Annotated in this window: 13 protein-coding genes; 9 read left to right on the forward strand and 4 right to left on the reverse strand. The window is 34.2% G+C overall.

The features are described 5' to 3' along the window. Positions 1 to 13 precede the first annotated feature (13 nt). Positions 14 to 658 carry a TetR/AcrR family transcriptional regulator gene (locus STA7437_RS18185; RefSeq protein WP_015194856.1) on the reverse strand — a complete coding sequence of 215 codons (645 nt, stop codon included), beginning with the start codon at positions 656 to 658 and terminating at the stop codon, positions 14 to 16. Between the two features lie 303 nt (positions 659 to 961). On the opposite strand from STA7437_RS18185, the gene STA7437_RS18190 reads away from it, so the two are divergent. Both STA7437_RS18190 and STA7437_RS18195 read left to right on the forward strand, forming a co-directional pair. After that, positions 962 to 2,518: a M16 family metallopeptidase gene (locus STA7437_RS18190; protein WP_015194857.1), complete on the forward strand. Its 1,557-nt coding sequence runs from the start codon at positions 962 to 964 to the stop codon at positions 2,516 to 2,518. A gap of 67 nt (positions 2,519 to 2,585) precedes the next feature. Continuing rightward, a complete protein-coding gene (locus STA7437_RS18195) occupies positions 2,586 to 4,058 on the forward strand; it encodes a M16 family metallopeptidase (protein ID WP_015194858.1) in 1,473 nt (490 codons plus the stop codon). A 66-nt stretch (positions 4,059 to 4,124) separates the two neighbouring features. Here STA7437_RS18195 and STA7437_RS18200 read toward each other — a convergent pair whose 3' ends face one another. Then, on the reverse strand, positions 4,125 to 4,610 hold the full coding sequence (locus STA7437_RS18200; RefSeq protein WP_015194859.1) for a DUF29 family protein: 486 nt from the start codon (positions 4,608 to 4,610) through the stop codon (positions 4,125 to 4,127). Positions 4,611 to 4,739: 129 nt separating this feature from the next. On the opposite strand from STA7437_RS18200, the gene truB reads away from it, so the two are divergent. The 4 genes from truB (at position 4,740) to STA7437_RS18220 (ending at position 11,220) form a co-directional block, all read left to right on the forward strand. Beyond that, complete coding sequence (gene truB / locus STA7437_RS18205; RefSeq protein ID WP_015194860.1) at positions 4,740 to 5,669, forward strand: tRNA pseudouridine(55) synthase TruB; 930 nt, start codon at positions 4,740 to 4,742, stop codon at positions 5,667 to 5,669. Between the two features lie 29 nt (positions 5,670 to 5,698). After that, positions 5,699 to 8,707 carry a PAS domain S-box protein gene (locus STA7437_RS25035; RefSeq protein WP_015194861.1) on the forward strand — a complete coding sequence of 1,003 codons (3,009 nt, stop codon included), beginning with the start codon at positions 5,699 to 5,701 and terminating at the stop codon, positions 8,705 to 8,707. Between the two features lie 106 nt (positions 8,708 to 8,813). Further along, positions 8,814 to 9,263: a response regulator gene (locus tag STA7437_RS18215; protein ID WP_015194862.1), complete on the forward strand. Its 450-nt coding sequence runs from the start codon at positions 8,814 to 8,816 to the stop codon at positions 9,261 to 9,263. 262 nt (positions 9,264 to 9,525) lie between these two features. Continuing rightward, a complete protein-coding gene (locus tag STA7437_RS18220) occupies positions 9,526 to 11,220 on the forward strand; it encodes a diguanylate cyclase domain-containing protein (RefSeq protein ID WP_015194863.1) in 1,695 nt (564 codons plus the stop codon). Between the two features lie 258 nt (positions 11,221 to 11,478). Here the strand turns inward: STA7437_RS18220 and STA7437_RS18225 are convergent, their stop codons facing one another. Further along, complete coding sequence (locus STA7437_RS18225; protein ID WP_015194864.1) at positions 11,479 to 16,932, reverse strand: translocation/assembly module TamB domain-containing protein; 5,454 nt, start codon at positions 16,930 to 16,932, stop codon at positions 11,479 to 11,481. Positions 16,933 to 17,312: 380 nt separating this feature from the next. Here STA7437_RS18225 and gloA point away from each other — a divergent pair, with 380 nt between their 5' ends. Both gloA and STA7437_RS18235 read left to right on the forward strand, forming a co-directional pair. Beyond that, positions 17,313 to 17,744 carry a lactoylglutathione lyase gene (gloA, locus tag STA7437_RS18230; RefSeq protein ID WP_015194865.1) on the forward strand — a complete coding sequence of 144 codons (432 nt, stop codon included), beginning with the start codon at positions 17,313 to 17,315 and terminating at the stop codon, positions 17,742 to 17,744. 394 nt (positions 17,745 to 18,138) lie between these two features. Further along, the gene (locus tag STA7437_RS18235) at positions 18,139 to 20,409 is read left to right on the forward strand and encodes a PBP1A family penicillin-binding protein (RefSeq protein ID WP_015194866.1); all 2,271 of its coding nucleotides are present in this window, start codon (positions 18,139 to 18,141) and stop codon (positions 20,407 to 20,409) included. A 13-nt stretch (positions 20,410 to 20,422) separates the two neighbouring features. Here STA7437_RS18235 and STA7437_RS26250 read toward each other — a convergent pair whose 3' ends face one another. After that, the gene (locus STA7437_RS26250) at positions 20,423 to 20,614 is read right to left on the reverse strand and encodes a hypothetical protein (protein ID WP_015194867.1); all 192 of its coding nucleotides are present in this window, start codon (positions 20,612 to 20,614) and stop codon (positions 20,423 to 20,425) included. A gap of 822 nt (positions 20,615 to 21,436) precedes the next feature. On the opposite strand from STA7437_RS26250, the gene STA7437_RS18240 reads away from it, so the two are divergent. After that, positions 21,437 to 21,787: a hypothetical protein gene (locus STA7437_RS18240; RefSeq protein WP_015194868.1), complete on the forward strand. Its 351-nt coding sequence runs from the start codon at positions 21,437 to 21,439 to the stop codon at positions 21,785 to 21,787.

Below are 21,787 nucleotides of genomic sequence, written 5' to 3' on the forward strand. Positions count from 1 at the left end.
AATGCTACGAAATTTACTCTTCTGTACTAGCTAATACGCCGTGAAGAAAAATATCAGCAATTCCTTCTGCCATTTCTTGAATAGCTTGAGGAGAACCTTGGGGATCGATAATAGTTTGATCGGAAAAACCTGCGATCGCAAACATTCCTAAGAACACTTGAGCGACAATTTTAGGATTCATAGGACGATAAATCCCTTTATCCATTGCCGTTTGAAAGAAAGCTTCTGCTACGTCGGTCATTTTAGCAATTACTTCTGATTGAATTCGTTCTCGTAGTTCGGGATGATATTGTGCTTCAATAAAGCATACCCGCAGGAGATCGCTATTATGTTGTAGATGTAGCATTCGGCGACGCATTACCTGAGCTACTGCTTTATAACTACCCATTTCACTCAATTCTGTTAATAAATCGGTCAAAATTTCAATCCAACCTGCGGTAGCAACTTCGGTGAGAATTGCTTTTTTATTGGTAAAATGACGAAATAATGTGCCTTCAGCTACATGAGAAGCATTAGCTAAATCCCTAGTTGTAGTAGCATCATAGCCTTGACGTGCAAATAAACGAAGTGCAGCTTTAAGAATACGAGTGCGGGTATTTTCTTCATTAGCAGAGGATTGATTAGCTGCTACAAAATTCCGTCCTTCAAAAACTTGCATAATTGTAAAGTGATAATTATTTAGGGACTAAGTTACAATATTTGCCGTGTCACTGTATTTAAATTTACTAAATTAATGCTACTTTTTAATTAATTTTTTATAATTTTTCAATTTTATCTAAAAGCCTAATAACTTGAGTTTGAATAATCAAAACGTTGAGATTAATCAACTTATTCTCAAACAATTAGTAATTTTTGTTGGTTAAGCTTTACAGAACTTATCTCTAAATTGCCGTTTTTCAATAAATAGGCTGTTTGAGATTAATTTATGTTTTAATTACGCCAATCAATCAAACAAGTGATCATGCCCAAAAAATTATTTAGTTACAAAAAAAATTTAATCGGATTGATCCTAGTTGTTTTTTGCCTAGGCTGGAATAGTTTAGTTTTACCAGCTTATGGCGATACTGACAATTCGGTTGCTGATAATTCTATTCAACCTTATTTAGCCAAAGTCATCAAAAATGTTACTGAATTTCGGCTTGATAATGGTATGAAGTTTATTGTGTTAGAAAACCAAGAAGCACCAGTAATTTCCTTTGTTACCTATGCCAATGTGGGTGGTGTCGATGAACCTGATGGTAAGACTGGAGTTGCTCATTTTTTAGAGCATTTGGCTTTTAAAGGAACAAAAAAAATCGGAACAACCAGTTATTCGGCAGAAAAACCTTATTTAGATCGTTTAGATCAGATTTTTGCTGAGATCAAAACTGCTAAAGAAGCAGGAAAACAAGAGCGGATAGCACAACTGACTGAAGAGTTTAATCGTACTCAGTCTCAAGCAAATAAATTTGTTAAACAAAACGAATACGGACAAATTGTTGATACTGCTGGTGGAGTGGGTTTAAATGCAGCTACTTCGGCTGATTATACTAGCTATTTTTATAGTTTTCCTGCCAATAAATTAGAGCTATGGATGTCTTTAGAGTCGGAAAGATTTTTAGAACCAGTATTTAGGGAATTTTATAAAGAAAAACAGGTAATTTTGGAGGAAAGAAGGTTAAGAACTGATAATTCTCCTATTGGTAAGATGATTGAAGTTTTTCTAGATACTGCTTTTGTTAAACATCCCTATAAACGTCCAACGATTGGTTATAACGAAGATATTATTAATCTTACTAGGGAGGATGTTAGTCAGTTTTTTGCTACTTATTATGCTCCCAACAACTTAACAGTAGCAATTGTAGGTGATGTCGATCCTGAAGAAGTTAAAAGTTTAGCGAAGGTGTATTTTGGACGTTATCAAACTCAAGAAAAGCCTGGCAAGGTAACGATAGTTGAACCACCACAACAAAAAACTAGAGAGGTTACCTTAGAATTTCCGACTCAACCTTGGTATTTGGAAGGTTATCATATTCCCGCTTTAACTGATCCTGATTATCCAATTTATGAAGTAATTGCAGATTTAATGAGTAATGGAAGAACTTCTCGTTTATATCAATCTTTGATTGAAAAACAACAAGTTGCTTTGTCTGCCGAAGGTTTTAGTGGGTTTCCTGGTGATAAATATCCTAATTTACTTTTATTTTATGCTTTAACCGCTCCTGGACATAGTGTGGATGATGTAGCAACTGCACTGAGAGCAGAAATTGAGCGACTCAAAACCGAGCCAGTGACAGAAGTAGAACTAGAGCGAGTTAAAACAAAGCTAAAAGCAGATTTGTTACGCACTTTGGATTCTAATATGGGAATGGCAAATTTATTGGCTGAATATGACGCAAAAACTGGTAATTGGCGCAATATATTTGACGAGTTGGATGCGATCGCATCTGTGACGGCTGCTGATATTCAAACAGTGGCAAAGAAAACTTTTGTGCCTGAAAATCGTACAGTTGGACGTTTGTTGTCGGCGCAAAACTAATAGTAATTTTTGCCTTTTATAACCTGTTACGTCTCTACGACTTTTAACTTTTGACTTTTTCTGTAATATGAATAGCAATCAACCGAAAAAAATTATTAATTGGCTTGGTTTAGGATTGATAACATTTGTTTTACTGTTGGTTGTGCGTTTACCAGCAACAGCCGAAACACCCAAACATTATACAGAATTGGAATTTGCTCCACCACCAGAGATTCAATTACCAGATTACGATCGCTATCAACTAGATAATGGCATGATAGTCTATTTGGTAGAAGACCACGATTTACCTTTGGTTAACGGAACGGCTTTAATTCGTACTGGTTCTCGTTTTGAGCCTTCAGATCAGATAGGGTTGGCAGAGATTACAGGAACGGTAATGCGTAGTGGTGGTACTAAAAGTCATACTGCTGACGAGTTGAATCTGTTGTTAGAACAAAGAGCAGCTAGCGTAGAAACTGCAATTAATACTACCTCTGGTAGTGCAGGCTTTAATACCCTCACAGAAGATTTAGATACTGTATTTAAGTTATTTGCAGAAGTGATCCGCGAACCTGCTTTTGCACCAGAAAAATTTGAATTAGCTAAAAATCAACAGCGTGGTGCAATTTCTCGTCGGAATGATGATCCAGGAGATATTGCCGAACGAGAATTTGATAAATTGATTTATGGTGAAAATAGTCCCTACGCTAGAACAGTAGAGTATGCAACTCTAGATAATATTACTCGTCAAGATGTGATTGATTTTTATCAACAATATGTTCGTCCTGATGAGATGATCTTAGGTATTGTGGGAGACTTTGAGTCAACCAAAATGAAAGCTGCGATCGCACAAGCGTTTGGAGATTGGCAAGTTGATCGCTCTAAACCTCAATTAACTATTCCTACTGCTTCTCAAAAATATACTAGTGGTGTTTTCTTAGTTGATCGTCCGCAATTAACCCAAAGTAACATTTTGTTGGGACATTTAGGCGGTACTTTGAAAAATCCTGATTATCCTGCTTTGAGTGTTTTAAACGGAGTTATGAATGGCTTTGGTGGCAGACTATTTAATGAAGTGCGATCGCGTCAAGGATTAGCTTATAGTGTTTATGGTACTTGGAATGGTAATTATGACTATGATGGTACTTTTATGGCTGGTGGACAAACTCAAACAGAAAGCACTGTTCCTTTTGTTCAATCTGTCTTAATTGAAATTGAAAGATTACGAAATAGTCCTATTACTGAAAAAGAGTTAGCTAATGCTAAAGAATCAATTTTGAATTCTTTTGTGTTTAATTTCCAAGATCCTAATCAAACTGTATCTCGTTTAATGCGTTACGAATATTTTGGTTATCCTGAAGATTTTATTTTTCAATATCAAGAAAAAGTCAAAGCAACCACAGTAGAAGATATTCAAAGAGTTGCTCAAAAATATTTACATCCAGACAAAATAGTTACTCTGGTAGTTGGTAATCAAAAAGCGATGAATCCACCTTTAAGTAGTTTAAAAGGAACAGTACAAACAGTAGATATTTCTATTCCTCAATCTCAAAATAGTTGAGTAGCTCTTAAAAGCGATCGCGTTAATTTTTAATTTTAGCGCGATTTTATTTCTCAAATTATGATTCTACTTTATTTCAGTAAGTGTAAAACTATTTTTAACTAGATTAAATATCTGCAAAGCATCTGAATGGTATGTTTCATCTATAAGCTTAAAAGTTGTATCTTTGAGGGTTTCTTCATCAATTAAAGTGATTAGTTCGTCTACATCTATTCCTTCAAAAATTTCTTGAGAGGCTTTGATTAAAGCTCTAGGAAAAGTTTCTGCAAAACTATCTGCCCAATCATTTTGTTTAATATAATAAGATTTTTTTCCTAAATGATTGCGTTTTTGAATTTCTAAAAGGCTGTTAATAATAGAGTTGCGCCAACTTTTAGTAACTCTTTTTTCAATTTGAATTTTGATTAAATGAACTAGAAGAATAACGAGAAAACTTTGTAAATTATTAATTTTGTCTTGTCTACCCATTTCTTCTAATTCTTCAATTATTGCTAAAGATTTTTCCCAATCTCGGTTAATAATTGATTGTTTAAGTTCGATTATTTCTTCCATAAGATTTCTTGAAATAGATCGTGATGCTGGCGATTGTTCTACACTAGATAATCTGGATCATTTAATTCTATTGTAATGCGATCGCTCTAAGATTGTTTTTATAATTAGCCAAAAAATAAATATTAATAAATGACTAATACTGGTTTTATCAATTTAAATAAACCTGCTGGGTTTACTTCCCATGATTGCGTTGCTAAAATGCGACGTTTATTAAAAACCAAAAAAATTGGACATGGAGGAACTCTCGATCCTTCTGCTACAGGAGTTTTACCTATTGCAGTAGGGAAAGCAACCAGACTATTGCAATTTTTACCAGAACCTAAAGCTTATCGCGCTCGAATTCGTTTGGGAGTAACTACCACTACCGATGATTTAGAAGGAGAAATAATTAGTTCTCAAACTGTTCAAGATTTAAAACTAGAAAATATTAAGACCTATTTAAATAAATTAACAGGAACAATTGAACAAGTTCCTCCAATGTATAGTGCTATCAAACAAGAAGGAAAAAAACTTTATGAATTGGCAAGAAAAGGAAAACAAGTTGATGTCCCCTCGCGCATAGTTACTATTAACGAGCTAAAAATCATTGAATTTACCTATCAAGATTTTCCTGAATTAGAAATAGAAATTAACTGTAGTCCTGGAACTTATATAAGAGCGATCGCACGTGATTTGGGTTCTATGCTGGGAGTTGGTGGAACTTTAGCTAATTTAATCCGCATCGAAAGTTCTGGCATGAAATTATCTGATAGTTTAACTTTTATAGAGATAGAACAACAATTAGAAGCAGAAACTTTTAATTTAATTCCACCTAGTCAAGCGTTAAATCATTTAGATACAATTAGTTTAAATAATCAAGATGCTCTGCATTGGTGTCAAGGACAAAAAATTACCATTAAGTTAGAACAATTTGAATCAAAACAATCTTTATCTGCTCCAGAAATGTATCTCAAAGTTATTGATGAACACGAAAATTTTTTAGGAATTACTCAACTCATTAATCAAGCAGAAGACCTATTGATTAAACCCAAAATAGTATGTGCTAACTTGGAGCAATAGTTCTAAGTTTTAGAGATAGAGAAGTTTTCATGACCAAGCAAGTTTACCAAATCATCTTGGTAGATGAATCTTTAGAAAATTACCATTTTATTAATCAATTTTGTGAACAATTAAATCAAACTGCCAATTGTTTTTATCAACTAGATTGGTTAAATACACTAGATTTAGTTAATAACTTATCTGATTCTCCACTAGAAAAAATTTATATCATTGCTGCTCAACAATTACCATTACTGAATCATTCAACTATTACTGAATTAAAATCTCGTTGTCGTTCAAACTCAATTATTATTTTAGTTGATAGTGATCGAACAGGCGCGAATGTAATTAATGCAGGTGCAACCGATTATTTAGATCTAACTCAACTTACCTTATCAACTCTAGAGCGAAGCTTCAGATTAGCTAAACTTGCTTTAAATCGCTCTACACAAATAGAAGCAAATTTCCAAGCTATCTTTGAACAAGCTGGAGTCGGAATTGCTTTGCTCGCAACTTCGGGACAATTCCTTCGTGTCAATCGCCGATTGTGTCAATTATTGGGTTACTCAGAAGCAGAATTGTGTTCTCTAACTTTTCAAGATCTTACCTATGTTGACGATTTACAAGCTTCTTGGGAATATGTGGAACAAATTTTGTCTAATTCTTCCTCAGTGAAGAGTTTAACTAAAAGATATATCTGCAAAAATGGTCATCCGAGATGGGTTAACATTACTGCTTCTTTAATCAAAAATTCTCAAGACTATCCATTATATTTAATTACCATAGTAGAAGATTTTCAAGAATCGAAGCAAACAGAAGAAAAACTTCAACATCGTTTGATTTTACAACAAGCTCTAGCTAAGGCAGCTAAACAACTTACTGGTCAAGAAAAAATTAATTTTACAGAAATTTTAGCTTGGATTGGTATTGCTGTTGGAACTAATCATGCTTATTTTGCTACTTTTGCCACAGACAACCCAGAATTTGATGGAATTTGGCAATCTAAAACTACCTCTCACCAGATTTATCATTGGTGGGATAGTCAAACTACCGAACCAACAAACTATTTTTTTAATTCCTGTTTAATAGAAAACTTGACTTGGTTTCAAGAACAGTTTAAGTGTAATCAAAATATTATCATCTCCGATTTAAAGCGATCGCATGAGCTTAACCAACAGCAACAAGATTTATTCAAATCGCTAGAAATATGCTCACTCTTAGCTGTCCCCGTCTATACTCCTACTAATCAACTCTGGGGAATTGTGGGTTTAGATACCAGAGGTGATAACTATAAATTTTGGTCAGAAGAAGAAGTTCAATTACTCAAAATTATCGGCAAAATTCTCTATATTTCCTGCCAACGCCTCAAAACTCAAGCCAAACTGCAAGCTTCAGAAGCACTCTACCAAAATATTTTTAATCATTCCACTGATGGTATTTTTTTACTAGCAATTCAACCTGATGAACAGTTAATTTATGAAACAATTAATCCTGCTTACGAACAAATTATTGGCAAAAACACCACAGAAATAATTGGTAAATCAATCACAGAAGTTCTTTCTTCAGAAATCGTTCATTTATTCCTGAGACAATATCATACCTGTCTTGAGACTTTTGCTCCCCTTGATTACGAACAAACTTTAGAATTAGCTGGAGAAACTCATACTTGGCGTACTATTTTAATTCCTATCATTAATGAAGAGCAACAAGTAATTAAGCTACAAGGTAGTATCAGAGATATCACTAAAGAAAAACTTGCCATTGCAACTCAAATTCGCCACACTCGTTATCGTCATCTGTTGCGTTCTATTACCCTCAATATTCGACAATCATTAGATTTAACAACCATTCTGCATACTACTGTAACTCAACTACAAACAACTCTTCATGCAGACCGAGTTTTATTGGTACAATTTTTACCTGATGGAACAAGTCAAATTACTGAAGAAGAAGTAGTTGATCGTGTTTTCTCGCTTAAAGATCAAGTCGAATTAGATTCTGTTTATTGGCAACAATTAGCAGAACTATCTGTCAAAGAAAACTTCTATCTTCAACAAGACAAAAATCTTACCCAACTATCTTCTTGTGATCAACAATTTTTACAAACATATCATATTTGCACCAACTTAGTTTTACCAATTTTTCGTCGTCGAACAATTAAAAATAATCAGATTAAATTAGAGCAAGAAATTAATCATCTTTGGGGACTATTATGTGTCCAACAATGTAATCAACCGCGCACATGGACTAAAGATGAAATTGAATTATTACAACAACTCGTCGGACAATTAAATCTTGCTCTTTCTCAAGCAGAATTATTAGAAAGTGAAATCAAACAGCGTCAAGAATTAGCTCGTTCTAATGCAGAATTAGAACAATTTGCTTATATTGCTTCCCATGATTTACAAGCTCCTTTACAAACAATTTCTAACTATGTGCAATTAATTGAACGTCGCTATGGTGACAAGCTAGACTCGAAAGCAGATAAATATATCAACTATATTGTTGATGCTGTTCAAAGAATGCGTACTCAAATTAATGATTTACTGGAATATTCGCGAGTAGGCAGACAAAAAAATACTTTGCGAGCTACAGATTGTAATTTAGTACTAGAACAAGCTTTAGCTAATCTAAGAGCAGCAATTGACTACAACCAAGCAATTATTAATTGTGAAAATAATTTACCGACGTTGATTGCTGATTTTAGTCAATTAGTTGTTCTCTGGCAAAATTTAATTAGTAACAGTATTAAATATCGTTCCTTACAACAGCCTGTAATTATCATTAATGTTCAAGCTCAAGAAAATTATTGGCAATTTTCTATCAGCGATAATGGCATTGGAATTGAACCACAATATCAAAAACGTATCTTTCAAATTTTTCAGCGTTTACACACCCAAGAAGAATATTCAGGTTCGGGGATCGGTTTAGCTATTTGTCAGAAAATTGTTGAACGGCACGGAGGTCGGATTTGGGTAGAATCGCAATTAGGTCGAGGGGCAACTTTTTATTTTACTATTCCCAATAGTAATCAATTCAGTAACCTAAACAAAACCTAGTTGTTGTGCTAACAAAGAGAAAGAAGTTGAGTTATATATTGATAATTATTTTTCTGTCTACTTCAATCTTTGATTTAAATTGTGCTTAATTTAAAACCTATCCTCAATGATTAATTCTCCCTCATTAAAAAACATTCTTTTAGTAGAAGACCTGCCTAGTTATCAAGATTTAATGTCTATTGCCTTTGAAGAAAATAATATACTTCATCATCTACATATCGTCAATAGTGCAGAAGAAGCTCTTTTATTTCTAAGTCAACGGCAACAATATCATAATGCTCCTCGTCCAGATTTAATTATGCTGGATTTAGATTTGCCAGGAATGCACGGACATGAATTATTAAAAATAATTAAAGAAGACCATAAAATCAAATATATCCCAGTAATTGTTTTGAGTACTTCTAATGAACCTAAAGATATTCAACAAAGTTATGCACTCAAAGCTAATTGCTATATTAGTAAACCTTATGACCTAGAAAATTTTTTAGAAGTCGTCAAAGAAAGTTTAAACTTTTGGCTCAATTGTTCTCAAATTGCTCAAGTACACCTAAAGTAAATCAAAATACTTTTCAGTAATTTCCTCAATACTCAAGGTGTCAATTAGAAAAAGATTTTTAAGGTTAAAACGCCAATTTAAGTAAAAATTTATTATATTTACTAATAGACTAAATAAAAGCTTAATATTATACTAAGAACATCTCTAAAAAATTTTGATAAAAATAAAAATTAATCATTATTATTCTTTAAATGTCAAATTAATCTCAATATTTTAACAGTAAATAGTTTGCTAAAATGACTAATTTTGCCCAATTAACTCAGTGGATATTAATACTCTTAAAATACTCTTAATTGAAGATAACTCAGCTGATGCCGATTGGATCGGAGAAATTTTAATAGAAGAACATTTAACGAAGTCAAAGCAGGCTTCGCCTCAAGTAGATCTCAAACACGTCAAACGCGTTCAATCTGCTTTACAACTTATTGCTCAAAATGATTTTGATGTGATTTTATTAGATTTATCTCTTCCTGATAGTCAGGGAATAGATAGTATCGCTCAAGTCAAACAAGAAGCTCCAGAATTACCAATTGTGGTTTTGACTGCTCTTGACGATGAAAGCATCGCGATTCAATCTGTACGTCAAGGAGCGCAAGATTATCTAGTTAAAGGCAGATTTGAAGGAGAATTACTGATTCGTTCAATTTATTATGCCATTGAGCGTCAACGGACTGAGGCAACTCTACGACAACAAGCCGAACGAGAAAAATTAATGAAAAAAATGTCTGATCGAATTCGTCAGTCATTAGAACTTAAAGAAATCCTCAATACTACAGTAGACGAGGTACGTCATTTCTTACAAGCCGATCGCGTGGTAATTTATCGTTGCGAATCAGATCAACCTGGAGAAGTCATTGCCGAATCAATAACACTTAACTTTCATCAAGCAGAAGAAAGTATTGTTCTCAATAGTCAAAATCTCTTTCATCAACTTAGTGCCAATCTGGAACAATTTAATTTAGAGCTTGCAAAAGCTCAAGCTGTTCAAGCAATTGACGATACCATTACTCATAGGCAAGATGATATTTATGTCTTAGCAGAATCTCAAATTCGAGCAATTCTTACTTTACCAATTTGGCAAACTCAATCCAATCAACATCTACAGACTAAAGCTGATTTTGGAACACAACTTCGTAACGAGCTTGAAAAACATTCTGTCTTAACTACTAACTCTGTACCAGTTCTTTTTGGTGCTAAACAGGAAAAGATTGAACAATTCAAACCAAGTTCACTTCTTCAAGAACCCTCTGCCGTTGTTTCAAGGCGGGGAAGCTTCGACCAACTTTGGGGAATGTTAGTAGCGCAAAACTATCATCATCCTCGTCAATGGCAAAATTGGGAAATAGACTTTCTACAACAATTAGCTACTCAAGTTGCGATCGCTATTCAACAATCAGAATTATACACTCAATTACAAATTGCCAATCGTCAATTAGAGCAGTTAGCAATTCTCGATGGTTTGACGGGACTCGCCAATCGTCGTTATTTTGATCGCATTTTAGACAATGAATGGCATCGTTTGATTAGAGAACAAAAACCTCTTTCATTAATTCTGTGCGACATCGATTATTTTAAAGCTTACAATGATACTTACGGACATCCAGAAGGCGATCGTTGTCTGCAAAAAGTAGCTCAGATTCTTAAAACAGCAGTTAAACGACCAGCAGATTTAGTAACTCGTTATGGTGGGGAAGAATTTGCCTTGATCCTCCCAGATACCAACGCTGAGGGTGCTTTAGTAGTTGCTAATTTTATTCTTAAGCAGGTCAGAAAACTTCGCATTCCTCACCAAGCTTCTGAGATTTGCAACTATGTTACTCTCAGTATCGGTACAGCTACAAAAATTCCTAACTCTCATCTTGTTGTAGAACATTTAGTTAAAATGAGTGATGATGCTCTTTATCAAGCTAAAAAACAAGGTAGAAATCAAATAATTCAATATCAAACTTGTTGCTAGAATTAAATAAATTGCTTTTGATTTAATTGTTTAAAAATTAAATTTATTGATTAATTAAAATCAAATCCGTCTAAATAGTCGTGATACCTTTTATAGCACTACAGGAAAATATTAAGATATCTTATGTCTTAACCTAAAAGTGTACTGTCATAGTCTTAATGGTTTTTTCTCTTGTAGGCAAAATTCATGAATTGTTGCTTCTTTATTAAGATAATGGTTATTTAACAGAATTTAATATAACTATTGAAATTAGAGATTTTAAAATCTCAATTGATACTCTATTCTGCCTTCATTTAAAACATAATCATAAGTTGCCCTAACCGAAGCATCGTTTTTAATTTCATAAATACCTTCTAAATAAGGATAAACTCGCAGATAATCTAACCCAATATTTTGACCAACACCAACGACAAAATCTTCTACTCTATAAAAAAGTCTACGTTGGATGGGAGTAATCACAAATTGAGCCACACCAAAATTTAATAATTCTTCTGCATTACTATTTTGAAGCTCCTCTGCAAAAGATAAAAATTGATTACCCAACAAATTAACAATTTCTCCTTGACTACGAGTAGGAGTGCTAGTAAGCTGAACAGCAGGAGAATTAAGTAGATTGCGGTCTCTTTGTCCATTTAAAGCAGCAACATTAATACAAGTAGCAAGTTGGTTTAGTTCCGTTTGACTATAGTTGACTTCTCCACTAGGAGGAACATTATCAGGACGAACATTGCAGTTACTAGCAGTTTGACCCAAAGTGGGTAATAATTCTTCGGCTTCTCCATCAATTATCAAATTAACAGTAATTACCTCTGTTCTTCCTACCTGGGAAATATCATCAGAAATTTCATTTCTATCTGGTTCTAATTGTCGCAAATTATTCAAATTAGAAACTTCTGTTTTCATCTGAACATCAAGATAAGGATTTAAGAATCCTGCTTCGGGAGTAAACACAGCAGTATTTTGGCGATTACGCACTAAAGTAAAGTTACTAGAGAGCCAATCTACATTGCCCTTATTTATAAAAATAGTTCCTTTTGGTTCAATATTACTAACAGTATCAGCAGTTCCGTTGAGGCTCAGATTTCCTTGAACATTAAATTCGTAGAGAGGGGATTGTTCAATTTTGAAATTGTCTAAGTTTACTTGAAAATTGTTCAGTCTAGTAATGATTGCAGGAGAATCAGCATTATTGTTTCTGATTAAATTAATGTTAGTCGCTACAGTAGAATCATTATCTTCTTGTTCTGGGATAAAAACTTCACCATCGGTTAAAAATACTTCACCACCAATTATAGGTTCAAGTGCTGCCCCTGTTACAATTACATTTCCTGCCACATCTCCTTCATATAATTCTTCTAGGTTGATTTTACCTTCAGGAAGATTAATAGTTAAAGGATTCTCAATACTCGAAACAGAATATAAGATTGGTAATGTTCCTGTGACAGTAAGGTCTTTTTCAGCGAATTTTCCTGTTAGTTGTTCAACATTAACTAATTGATTATTTAAAGTAGCTTTACCTGTAGCAATTAAAGGTTCGGAGAAATATTTGTTTTTGACTTGAGCATCTTGTAAGTTGACTTCTCCTGTAGCGTTTAAAGCATAAAGTGGTGTCGCACGATTTAAATCTAAACGCCCTGTTGCTCTTAGTGTAGCTGTTCCCTCTCCACCAAGCCAAGTCAAATTATCTTGAGTAAAGATACCTAACAGCGAAAAAGCTTCTGTACCCAAATCTAGATTAGCTGTAATAGTATCGTTTCCTGGTTGAATCGGATAAGGAACAGTGGCATCGACTTGAATTGAAGATGGTTCAGTAGTTGCAAATTGCAACTTATCATCAGTGTAAATATAATTACCTGCAATTGTTTCTGGTAGTGCTTGTCCATTGTATGCACCATCAGAAAACGTAATATTTCCTTCTAGTTGAGGTTGAGATAAAGTACCTGTAATTGTGCCATTAGAATTAATTACTCCTGCTATATCAACAGGAATATTGATAAATCTATTAATCACATCAAGGGAAAGATTTTCTATTTGAAAACTAGCATTTTCTGGTTGAGCAGGTGATAATTTTCCTTGTAGTGCTACAGTTGCATCTTCAACTTGAATTCTGGCATTATCTAAATTAACAATACTATCTTGATAAATCCCTTGGAGCAAAATTTGATTAATAGCAATGAACTGAATTTCTTCTTTAATAAATCCTAAAGGTGGCACAATATTAGCGAAAGCAGGTTGAGGTTGCCATTCCCAATCATTCGCTTCGACACTAAAGTTGATTTGGGGATTAGTTATTGTTCCTGCTAATAAAATTTCTCCCCCATAAGCACCACGAATATCTAAATCTGTAGGAACTTCTCCTGCTTGTTTTGCTGCTGCCTCAGCTTGAATTTGGTTTTCTATTTGTCTTAATAATTTTAATTTTCTGACTAGAGATTCTGAGGCGGTTTCTATATTATTAGGAGCAACTTGATTAGCTTGGGCGTAATTAGGCGTTTGAAATAATCTAGTTAAATCTTCTAGAGTAAACCAACGAAATGTAGTTAAAATATCTTGGACATAAGCTTGAGGAATATTTAGTTCTCCTTCTAATTGTCCTGTTGCTAAATTAACTCCACCATTAAAGTTATATTCACTATTACCAAATTCAAGAGAACTAGTTGCTACTTCTGCTAGATTTTGTTCGGGATTATAGTTAAAATTAGCAGCAAACTTTTTAGCTTGAATATAACCAATGGCTGGTTGTTCTACGGTAACATTTCCTGTAGTTGCTAAAGTAAAAAGATTAGCATTTATTTCTCCTGTCGTTTGACCATTTAATGCACCTTGAATTCCTAACGGTTCTCCTGGGGCAAGATTAAGTAAAGCTAAAGGAAAGTTTTGAATATCTAAAGAAAAAACATCTCCTTGACGATTTCCTGTGGCAATAACTGGTTGAGAAGTATTTTCTCCTTGACGTAATTCTAAACTGGTTGGTAAGTAAGGAAAACGACATCGATTTGCTGTACAAGGTTCTGCTGTGGCAGCAATTACATCCTGTTCTCCTTTTAGATTAACTGCTAATTCGTTAGCTGGGTTAATATTTACTTGACCTGCCATTACAGGGTCGAACACTACATCATTGAAAGCAAAATTATTTAAGCTTAAATTACCAGTTAAGTTGAGATTTTCTGGATTAGTTGGTGCTGAAATTAAATTGTTACCAACAAATTGTCCTTGAAAGTTTGCCTGTCCATAAACATTCACACTTTCTGCTAAGAGATCATTGTTATTAGAAGTTTGGGCAATTAATTGATCTATTGGTAATTGTTCAAAATCAAGATTAGCATCAACATTTAAATTAACTCGATCTAAATCAGGATTAGTAGTTAAATTAGATAAAATTAAATCACCTTGGGCATTAAGAGATTGTTCTCCTAGTTGTAAAGCAATTTGATTAGCTTGAATGGGAAGATTAACTTGATTGTTAAGTAAAGGATTGAGACTACCTGCTAACTCAATTTGTCCGTCGAGATTATCTAAATTTAAGTTTTGAAGATTTTGAGGCGCAAATGTTTGTGCTAATAAATTAGAGTTAAGATTGTTGGCATTAAGATTAGTTTGCCATCGATTATTATTTAAACTTCCTTGAGCATTAATTGTGCCATTAGCTACAGCTAAATTAGCATCAAGATTTGCCTTAATAGTACTTAGATTAGGATTATCAGCTAAAGTTAATAATTGTTGTAATTGCCCTGAAAGGTTAATCCTGCTAGATTCTAAAGTAGTAGCTAGAGGTAAACTGGGTATAAATTGATTGAGTGCAATTCTACCTGTGTTAGCTGTTGCTTGTAAGTTACCTGAAGTGAGTCTACTATCAAGATTAACATCGCTACCATTTACAGCTAGATTTAAATTAGCTATTCCTGTAACTTGATTGGGGTTTAATTGGTCTAATCTACCATTTAAATTAATTGTACCTTTTTCTAAAGTAATTGGTCGGTCAAAATTAACTGCTGAGGTATTTAATTGAGATAAAAATGGTGATAAAGCTAAAGCAGAAGCTGTAATATTAGTTTGCCATTGTTGATTGTTTAAATTAGCGTTTCCTTCAACATTTAATCGACCTTCACCTACTAGAACTTCAGTATCATCAAGTAATAATTGATTATCAGCAAATAAAACTGTTCCTGAACCAGAAATATTTTCTACTGTTGTGGTTGAAGCTTGAGGAATTTGCCATTGCAAATTTGCTTGAGGATTAGCTAATGTTCCTCTAACTTTTCCTTCGGCGTTGAAAGTATTAACGGCTATTTCTTGAGGAAAATTATAATATGGAGATACTATTTTTTCTGTAGGTAAAGTAGCTTTAAAGTTAAATGCCAAAGGCATATTCGTAGCATCTATAGCTTGATGATTTTCAAGAGACTGTTGAATGTTAGTGTCGATGATTCCTTGTCCTTGAATTTGTCCTCCAGCTAAGGGGATAGCTTCTAAATTTTTCAAAACAACTTCACTTAAATTAGCAGCAAAATTAGCTTGAACTGATTTTAATTTGGTTTGAGCTACAGTTAAAGTTTTAGTATTATTAATTGTGCCTGTTAATAAGGGTTCTTTGATCGCACCTGATAATTGTAATTGGGCTGCTACTTCACCAGCAAGATCGACAGGAAAAGAGGTATTAAAAGTTTGCTGTAAACCTGATAAACTAAAGGGTAAAACATCTACATTTAAGTCATAACCTTGTTGTAAATCTACTGTACCTTTTAACTTAGCAGTAAGATTGCCTAAATTAACTTGAGTATCATTTACTTGGGCATTTCTACCACCAAAATTTAATTGAGATTTAGCTGTTAAAGATGAAGATAAATCTTCTACTTCACCTTGCACATTTTGTAAATTAACTTGTCCTTCAATATTAGCAGCAGTAATTTCTTCAAAAGAAGGAATATTAATATCTAAATCGGCATTCAGCTTACCACTATTAAGATTGATTGGAGAATTAGGGATTAAAGAAGTAACATCAGTTAAAACTAAATCATTAATTTGTAGCTTAGTATTAGTTTGACCAGAAGCAATGGTAGTTTGTCCTTTGATTTTTGCTTTAGCTTGTTCTATAGCTGCATCTAAATCATATTCTACTAATTGATCGCCAGTGGGATTGTACCTACCGCTACCGTCAAGTTGTACTTCAATGGGGGATTGATTATAAGGAACAGCAGTGATATTTCCTTCTTCAACATTTACTGTCAAATCTACATAAATAGAAGGTTCTCCATCTTGTGTTTGTAAGTTTAAATCTAACCAAGAATTATCTTTAGCTTGTTCTAAATAAACTTCTGGTTGAACTAAAGTAATTTCTAAAGGTAAAGTTCGTTTAAAAATAAGAGGTAAGATATTGAAACCGACTTCGACTCGATCAATTGCAACTTTACCAGGATCTGTGGCAGTAGGAGGAACAGTAAGAGAGTCGAAGGTGATTCCCCTCAGAGAGACACTTTCTACCTCGCCAAAATCTACAGGGCGATTAATTATTTGACTGATTTGTTGTTCTAAGAAAGAAGGTAATTTTTGTTTGACTAAAACTTTAGTTCCCCAATAACCCAAACCAACTATTGCAAAGGTAGAAAAGCCAATGATTGTTATTTTGGAAGGATGTTTAATTTTTTCTAAAAACATTTGCCAAAAACTAGAAGGTTCTGGATTGGGAGGGGGATTTTGTAGAAATTTTGTCATTGTCTTAAATACTACAGACAAAGCATAGATAATTTTAAATCTCAATTGGTGTAATGATTGAGTCACACCTTATCATTATCTTTTTGGTCAAACTTCTTTCCTCCGACAGAAAATAATTAAATTGTGGTAATTAATTTAAGTTGATATTTATCGCAGAGCAATCCTCAAAAACTACCGACTCAATTTTTGATCAAAAATACCTTTTTTAAGCTCGATTTTGGTGCATGGCATATTTTTTACAAGTATATTGCCTACATAATATTTTTAGATATTATCTCACTCTGAGGAAATCTAAATTGATAACTAGCTATAGTATTTCAAGATAACCTATAAAAATAAAAAAAAACAAAAGTAAACATTAGGGAGTTAAAAGTTAACCAATGCGAATGCTTCACACTATGCTACGAGTTGGCAACTTAGAGGAATCTTTAAAGTTTTATTGCGATGTTTTAGGCATGAAATTACTACGCCAAAAAGACTATCCAGGCGGTGAATTTACTCTTGCTTTTGTGGGATATGGGGACGAAGCTAACCATACTGTGATTGAGCTAACTTACAATTGGGGTGTTGAACAATACGATCTGGGTAATGCATATGGGCATATTGCTTTGGGTGTAGATGATATCTATGGCACTTGTGAAAAAATTAAATCTCTTGGTGGAAAAGTGACTAGAGAACCTGGTCCAATGAAGCATGGTAGTACTGTAATTGCTTTTGTAGAAGATCCAGACGGCTATAAAATTGAGTTAATTCAACTAGGAACACAAGGTTCGGCAAAAAAGGCGGAATTAGCTAGTCAAAAAGTATATTAAATTACAAAAATTTGTGGTGGGTTATGGTATAGAGCAAGATTTTAAATCAGGAGGATTACAATTAAGCTTGCGCCTAATCCACTATACTAAGCTTGTCCTGATCCAAAGGCAAAGGAACAGATTGAGTTATTGATTGGTAAGAGACAGGAGACAGAAAACGCGAGAGGTTCGCTCTCTTCCTTCGCGATCGCGTAAGGATCGAAGTAAAAAGCAGAGGCAAGGAGAAAAGGGGACAATAAGCAGCCATAACTGGGTAACTGTTCACTGATAAAGGTTCATTTCTCACAGAGTATTGATCAGCAAAGCTATTGTGAATTTTTCGGCTACTAGAACAGAGATTTTTTACAATTGGGATAACTTCTTTGGGCTACTGAAGAGCAAGTATTAAGGAAATATGACTACTAAACCGCCATCCAAACCTCCTGCATCAGGTAATTCGACCAAATCTCAATTGAGTAAAATTTTGACTCAAGCGGTTCAAACTATTCAAGCCAAAGTTAATTTTAATGCTCTGGCGTTGAGATCAGGAACACAAGTACCTGAATTAAAAGTTCAAGATGCTAATTCTCAAGAAAGAGTTTATCCTTTGTTAGGCGATCGCTATTCGATTGGACGTAGTTCTCGTTGTGATATTCAAGTTCGTAATCCTGTAGTTAGTCAAGTTCATTTTTCCTTAACCAGAAATAAGAAAAATCCTCGTTCTTTTTTAATCAAAGACGAAAAATCAACTAATGGTATTTATATCGGTAAAAGAAGAGTTGCCAATTTTGCTCTTTATCACGGCGATCGCTTTACTTTAGGCCCACCAGAGTTAGCTGCTGCTGTTACTCTTGAGTATTATAATCCTCCTCCGTTATGGCTGAAGATTTTGCGCTACAGTCTTTATGGTACGGGAGGAATGATGAGTTTATTAATTCTCTGGATTGGAATTGAATGGGCAAAAACGCCTGTTTATCCTTTACCTAGAGAAGCAACTCGCCCTGTGGTTGTTTACGCTGATGATGGCACTCCAATTAACCCAGTTGCCCAAAATACTCACCGCGAACTAAAAAATCTGGCTGACTTTTCTCCTTATCTACCTAAAGCGGTAATTGCTTCTGAAGATAGTAGATATTACTGGCATTTGGGCGTAGATCCTTATGGAATTGCTCGGGCGATCGCAGTAAATTTAACTTCTTCGGAATTAAAACAAGGAGCAAGTACAATTACTCAACAATTAGCCCGAAGTCTTTTTCCTGAAGTCGGTAGACAAAATACGGCAGGCAGAAAATTGCGAGAGATGCTAGTAGCTTTAAAACTCGAGGCAGTTTATAGCAAAAAAACAATTTTAAAAACCTATCTCAATCGTGTTTATCTTGGTGTGGGCAGTTATGGTTTTGAAGATGCTGCCCAATTTTATTTTGAAAAGTCCGCTGCCGATCTCAGTCTCTCAGAAGCAGCTACTCTAGTAGCAATTTTGCCTGCCCCTAATCTTTACAACCCAGTTAAAGATTATGAAACTTCTGTCGCCTTACGTAATCGTGTGATTAATCGAATGGTGAAATTAGGCATGGTATCCGAAGCAGAAGCAGACAGAGCAAGGCGATCGCGAATTGAGGTTAGTCCGAACGCCCGTCAAACCCTTTCTAATACTACTGCTCCCTACTTTTACGCCTATGTTCTCAAAGAACTACAAGCTCTCCTTGGTACAGAAGTAGCCAAAGAAGGAAATTACATTGTTGAAACAGGGTTAGCTCTTCAAATACAAACCGAAGCCGAACAATCTCTCAAATATTCAGTAACAGAAGATGGTTCACGCTATGGCTATTCTCAAGGGGCAATTGTTACTCTCGACAGTGAGACTGGACAGATTATCGCCTTAGTTGGTGGGGCAGATTATAATCAAAGTCAATTTGACCGCGCCACCCAAGCTAAACGTCAGCCAGGATCGACTTTTAAAATGTTTGCTTATACTTCTGCGATTGAACAAGGAATCAATCCTAATAATAAATATTCCTGCGCTCCCGTCAGTTGGAAAGGACAAGAATATCGAGGTTGCGAACGTAGTAGTGGTGAAATAAATATGTATCGTGGGTTAGAGCAATCTGAAAATGCAGTTGCTTTACGAGTGGCCCAAGATATTGGTTTAAATCGAGTTATTGAGATGGCACGACGGTTTGGCATTAACTCTTCTTTAACAGAATCACCAGGTTTAGTTTTGGGAGAAAGTGAAGTTAGTGTTTTAGAAATGACTGGTGCTTATGGTGCTTTGGCTAATGATGGAATTTGGCATCGTCCCCACGCGATTAATCGAATTCTGGATGGTAGTGATTGTGAGAATCCTAATGACTGGCAAACTTGTAGAGAAATTTATTCTTTTACTAGCGACAGTCAAAATAGTCGGGAAGTTGTTTCTGAAGCAGTCGCTGAGCGAATGACTTATATGCTTAAACAAGTAATTGCCGATGGTACAGGCAAAGCAGCCGATATTTCTCAAGGAGAAGCAGGCAAAACAGGTACAACTGATAATAGTGTTGATTTATGGTTTATTGGCTATGTACCAAAAAAAAATTTAGTGACAGGGATTTGGTTGGGTAATGACGATAATTCCGCAACTAAAGGTAGCAGTTGGCAAGCTGCAACTTTGTGGGGTAATTATATGCGCAAAATTATCGATTATCGATAAATAAAGATTTAGTTTATTGTTCTTCAGTTTCGAGACAGGGATTAATTTCTAAATCATAAACAATTGCATCGATGAGATGATGCAGCGCAAAAAAGAACAATTGCTCATTACCATGTTCTAAAGCAGTTTTTAAATATTTTCTTCCTTGTTCTGGATTCATTAACACTTCGTATAAACTTTTTCTCGGGTAATTAATCAAAGACACAATTGACCTCTATATTTAACTTTTTTAAAACATTATGAATAAAACTCACCTCGAACAATAGATACTTACAAAATTTCTAAAAAAAGCTGAATAGATCTAGCAATATATTAATAGGTTAGGACATTAATTTTGTACAGAGGGAATAGAGATTAAGAAAAACGTCCTAACGGTTTCTAGTAATGCTATAAAACTAAAAAACATTAACTTCACACGGTGGTTAATTATGGTGAGGTTTTTTTACCATCCTTCACCATCAAAAAAACTAAGTAATTCGTTGATTGTGATCTTTATACAGACCTAGTACTTCTTCTTACTCCTCTCAATCCCCTTGTATCCCTTTTACAAGGAGGAAAGACAAAGAAATTAACTTTTAACATTGGAGATAGAACATCTACGCATGGGAATTAATTTTACTGAGCAAAAAGATTAAAAAATTAATTCTTGGCAAATTTATTAGAGCTATGCTCATTATTGCTTAAATTGATATTTACCAAAATCATCTTTATTAACTCTTAATCAATCTGACAAAGTTTTGACATATTTGGACAATATTTATTTTGTAAAGTCAATTGGTAGCAAAACTTAAAAATTATAAATTTTTTCACTTGATTCAACTAGTTTAAGTAGCTTGTGATACCTTGACGCCAAGATTTATGTTGCTTCAAGCACAAAATAATATCTGGAAAAAATAACAACATTAAGCCAATAATTTATTTTTTGTTTTAGAATTTAGGTTGCCTAGACAAGAATAATTATTTAAAAGTTATTTCTTGGTTAGATATATTAAAATAGCAGCAAGTTTTAATCTTAGGAGTAAAACTAATGGCAGAACCTTTTAGATTTTCAGACGGACAACTAGCTTATAGTGTAGAAGATTTAGTTAAACTGTGTAAGCGATCGCCTGGAGAAGGGATTAACTATTTAATGCGAGCAGATTTTGAAAACTGGTTGGCGTATATAGGTAAACCCGATCTCGCCCAAATGACTCAAACAATCCGTCAAGAGCAACTAAGTGAAAGCGAAAAATTAGAACAATTTGTAGCTAAATGTAAGCTGGCAGTCACAGGCGAACCCAAGTCAATTGCGTCAACTAAGCCAGCCAAATCAAATAATTTTATGAATAATCTGAGTAAATTTTTTCAGAATTTAATTCCTCAAAAATCAACTAAATAA

This window comes from Stanieria cyanosphaera PCC 7437 (genome assembly GCF_000317575.1).
In the GTDB taxonomy this organism is placed as follows: Bacteria; Cyanobacteriota; Cyanobacteriia; order Cyanobacteriales; family Xenococcaceae; genus Stanieria; species Stanieria cyanosphaera.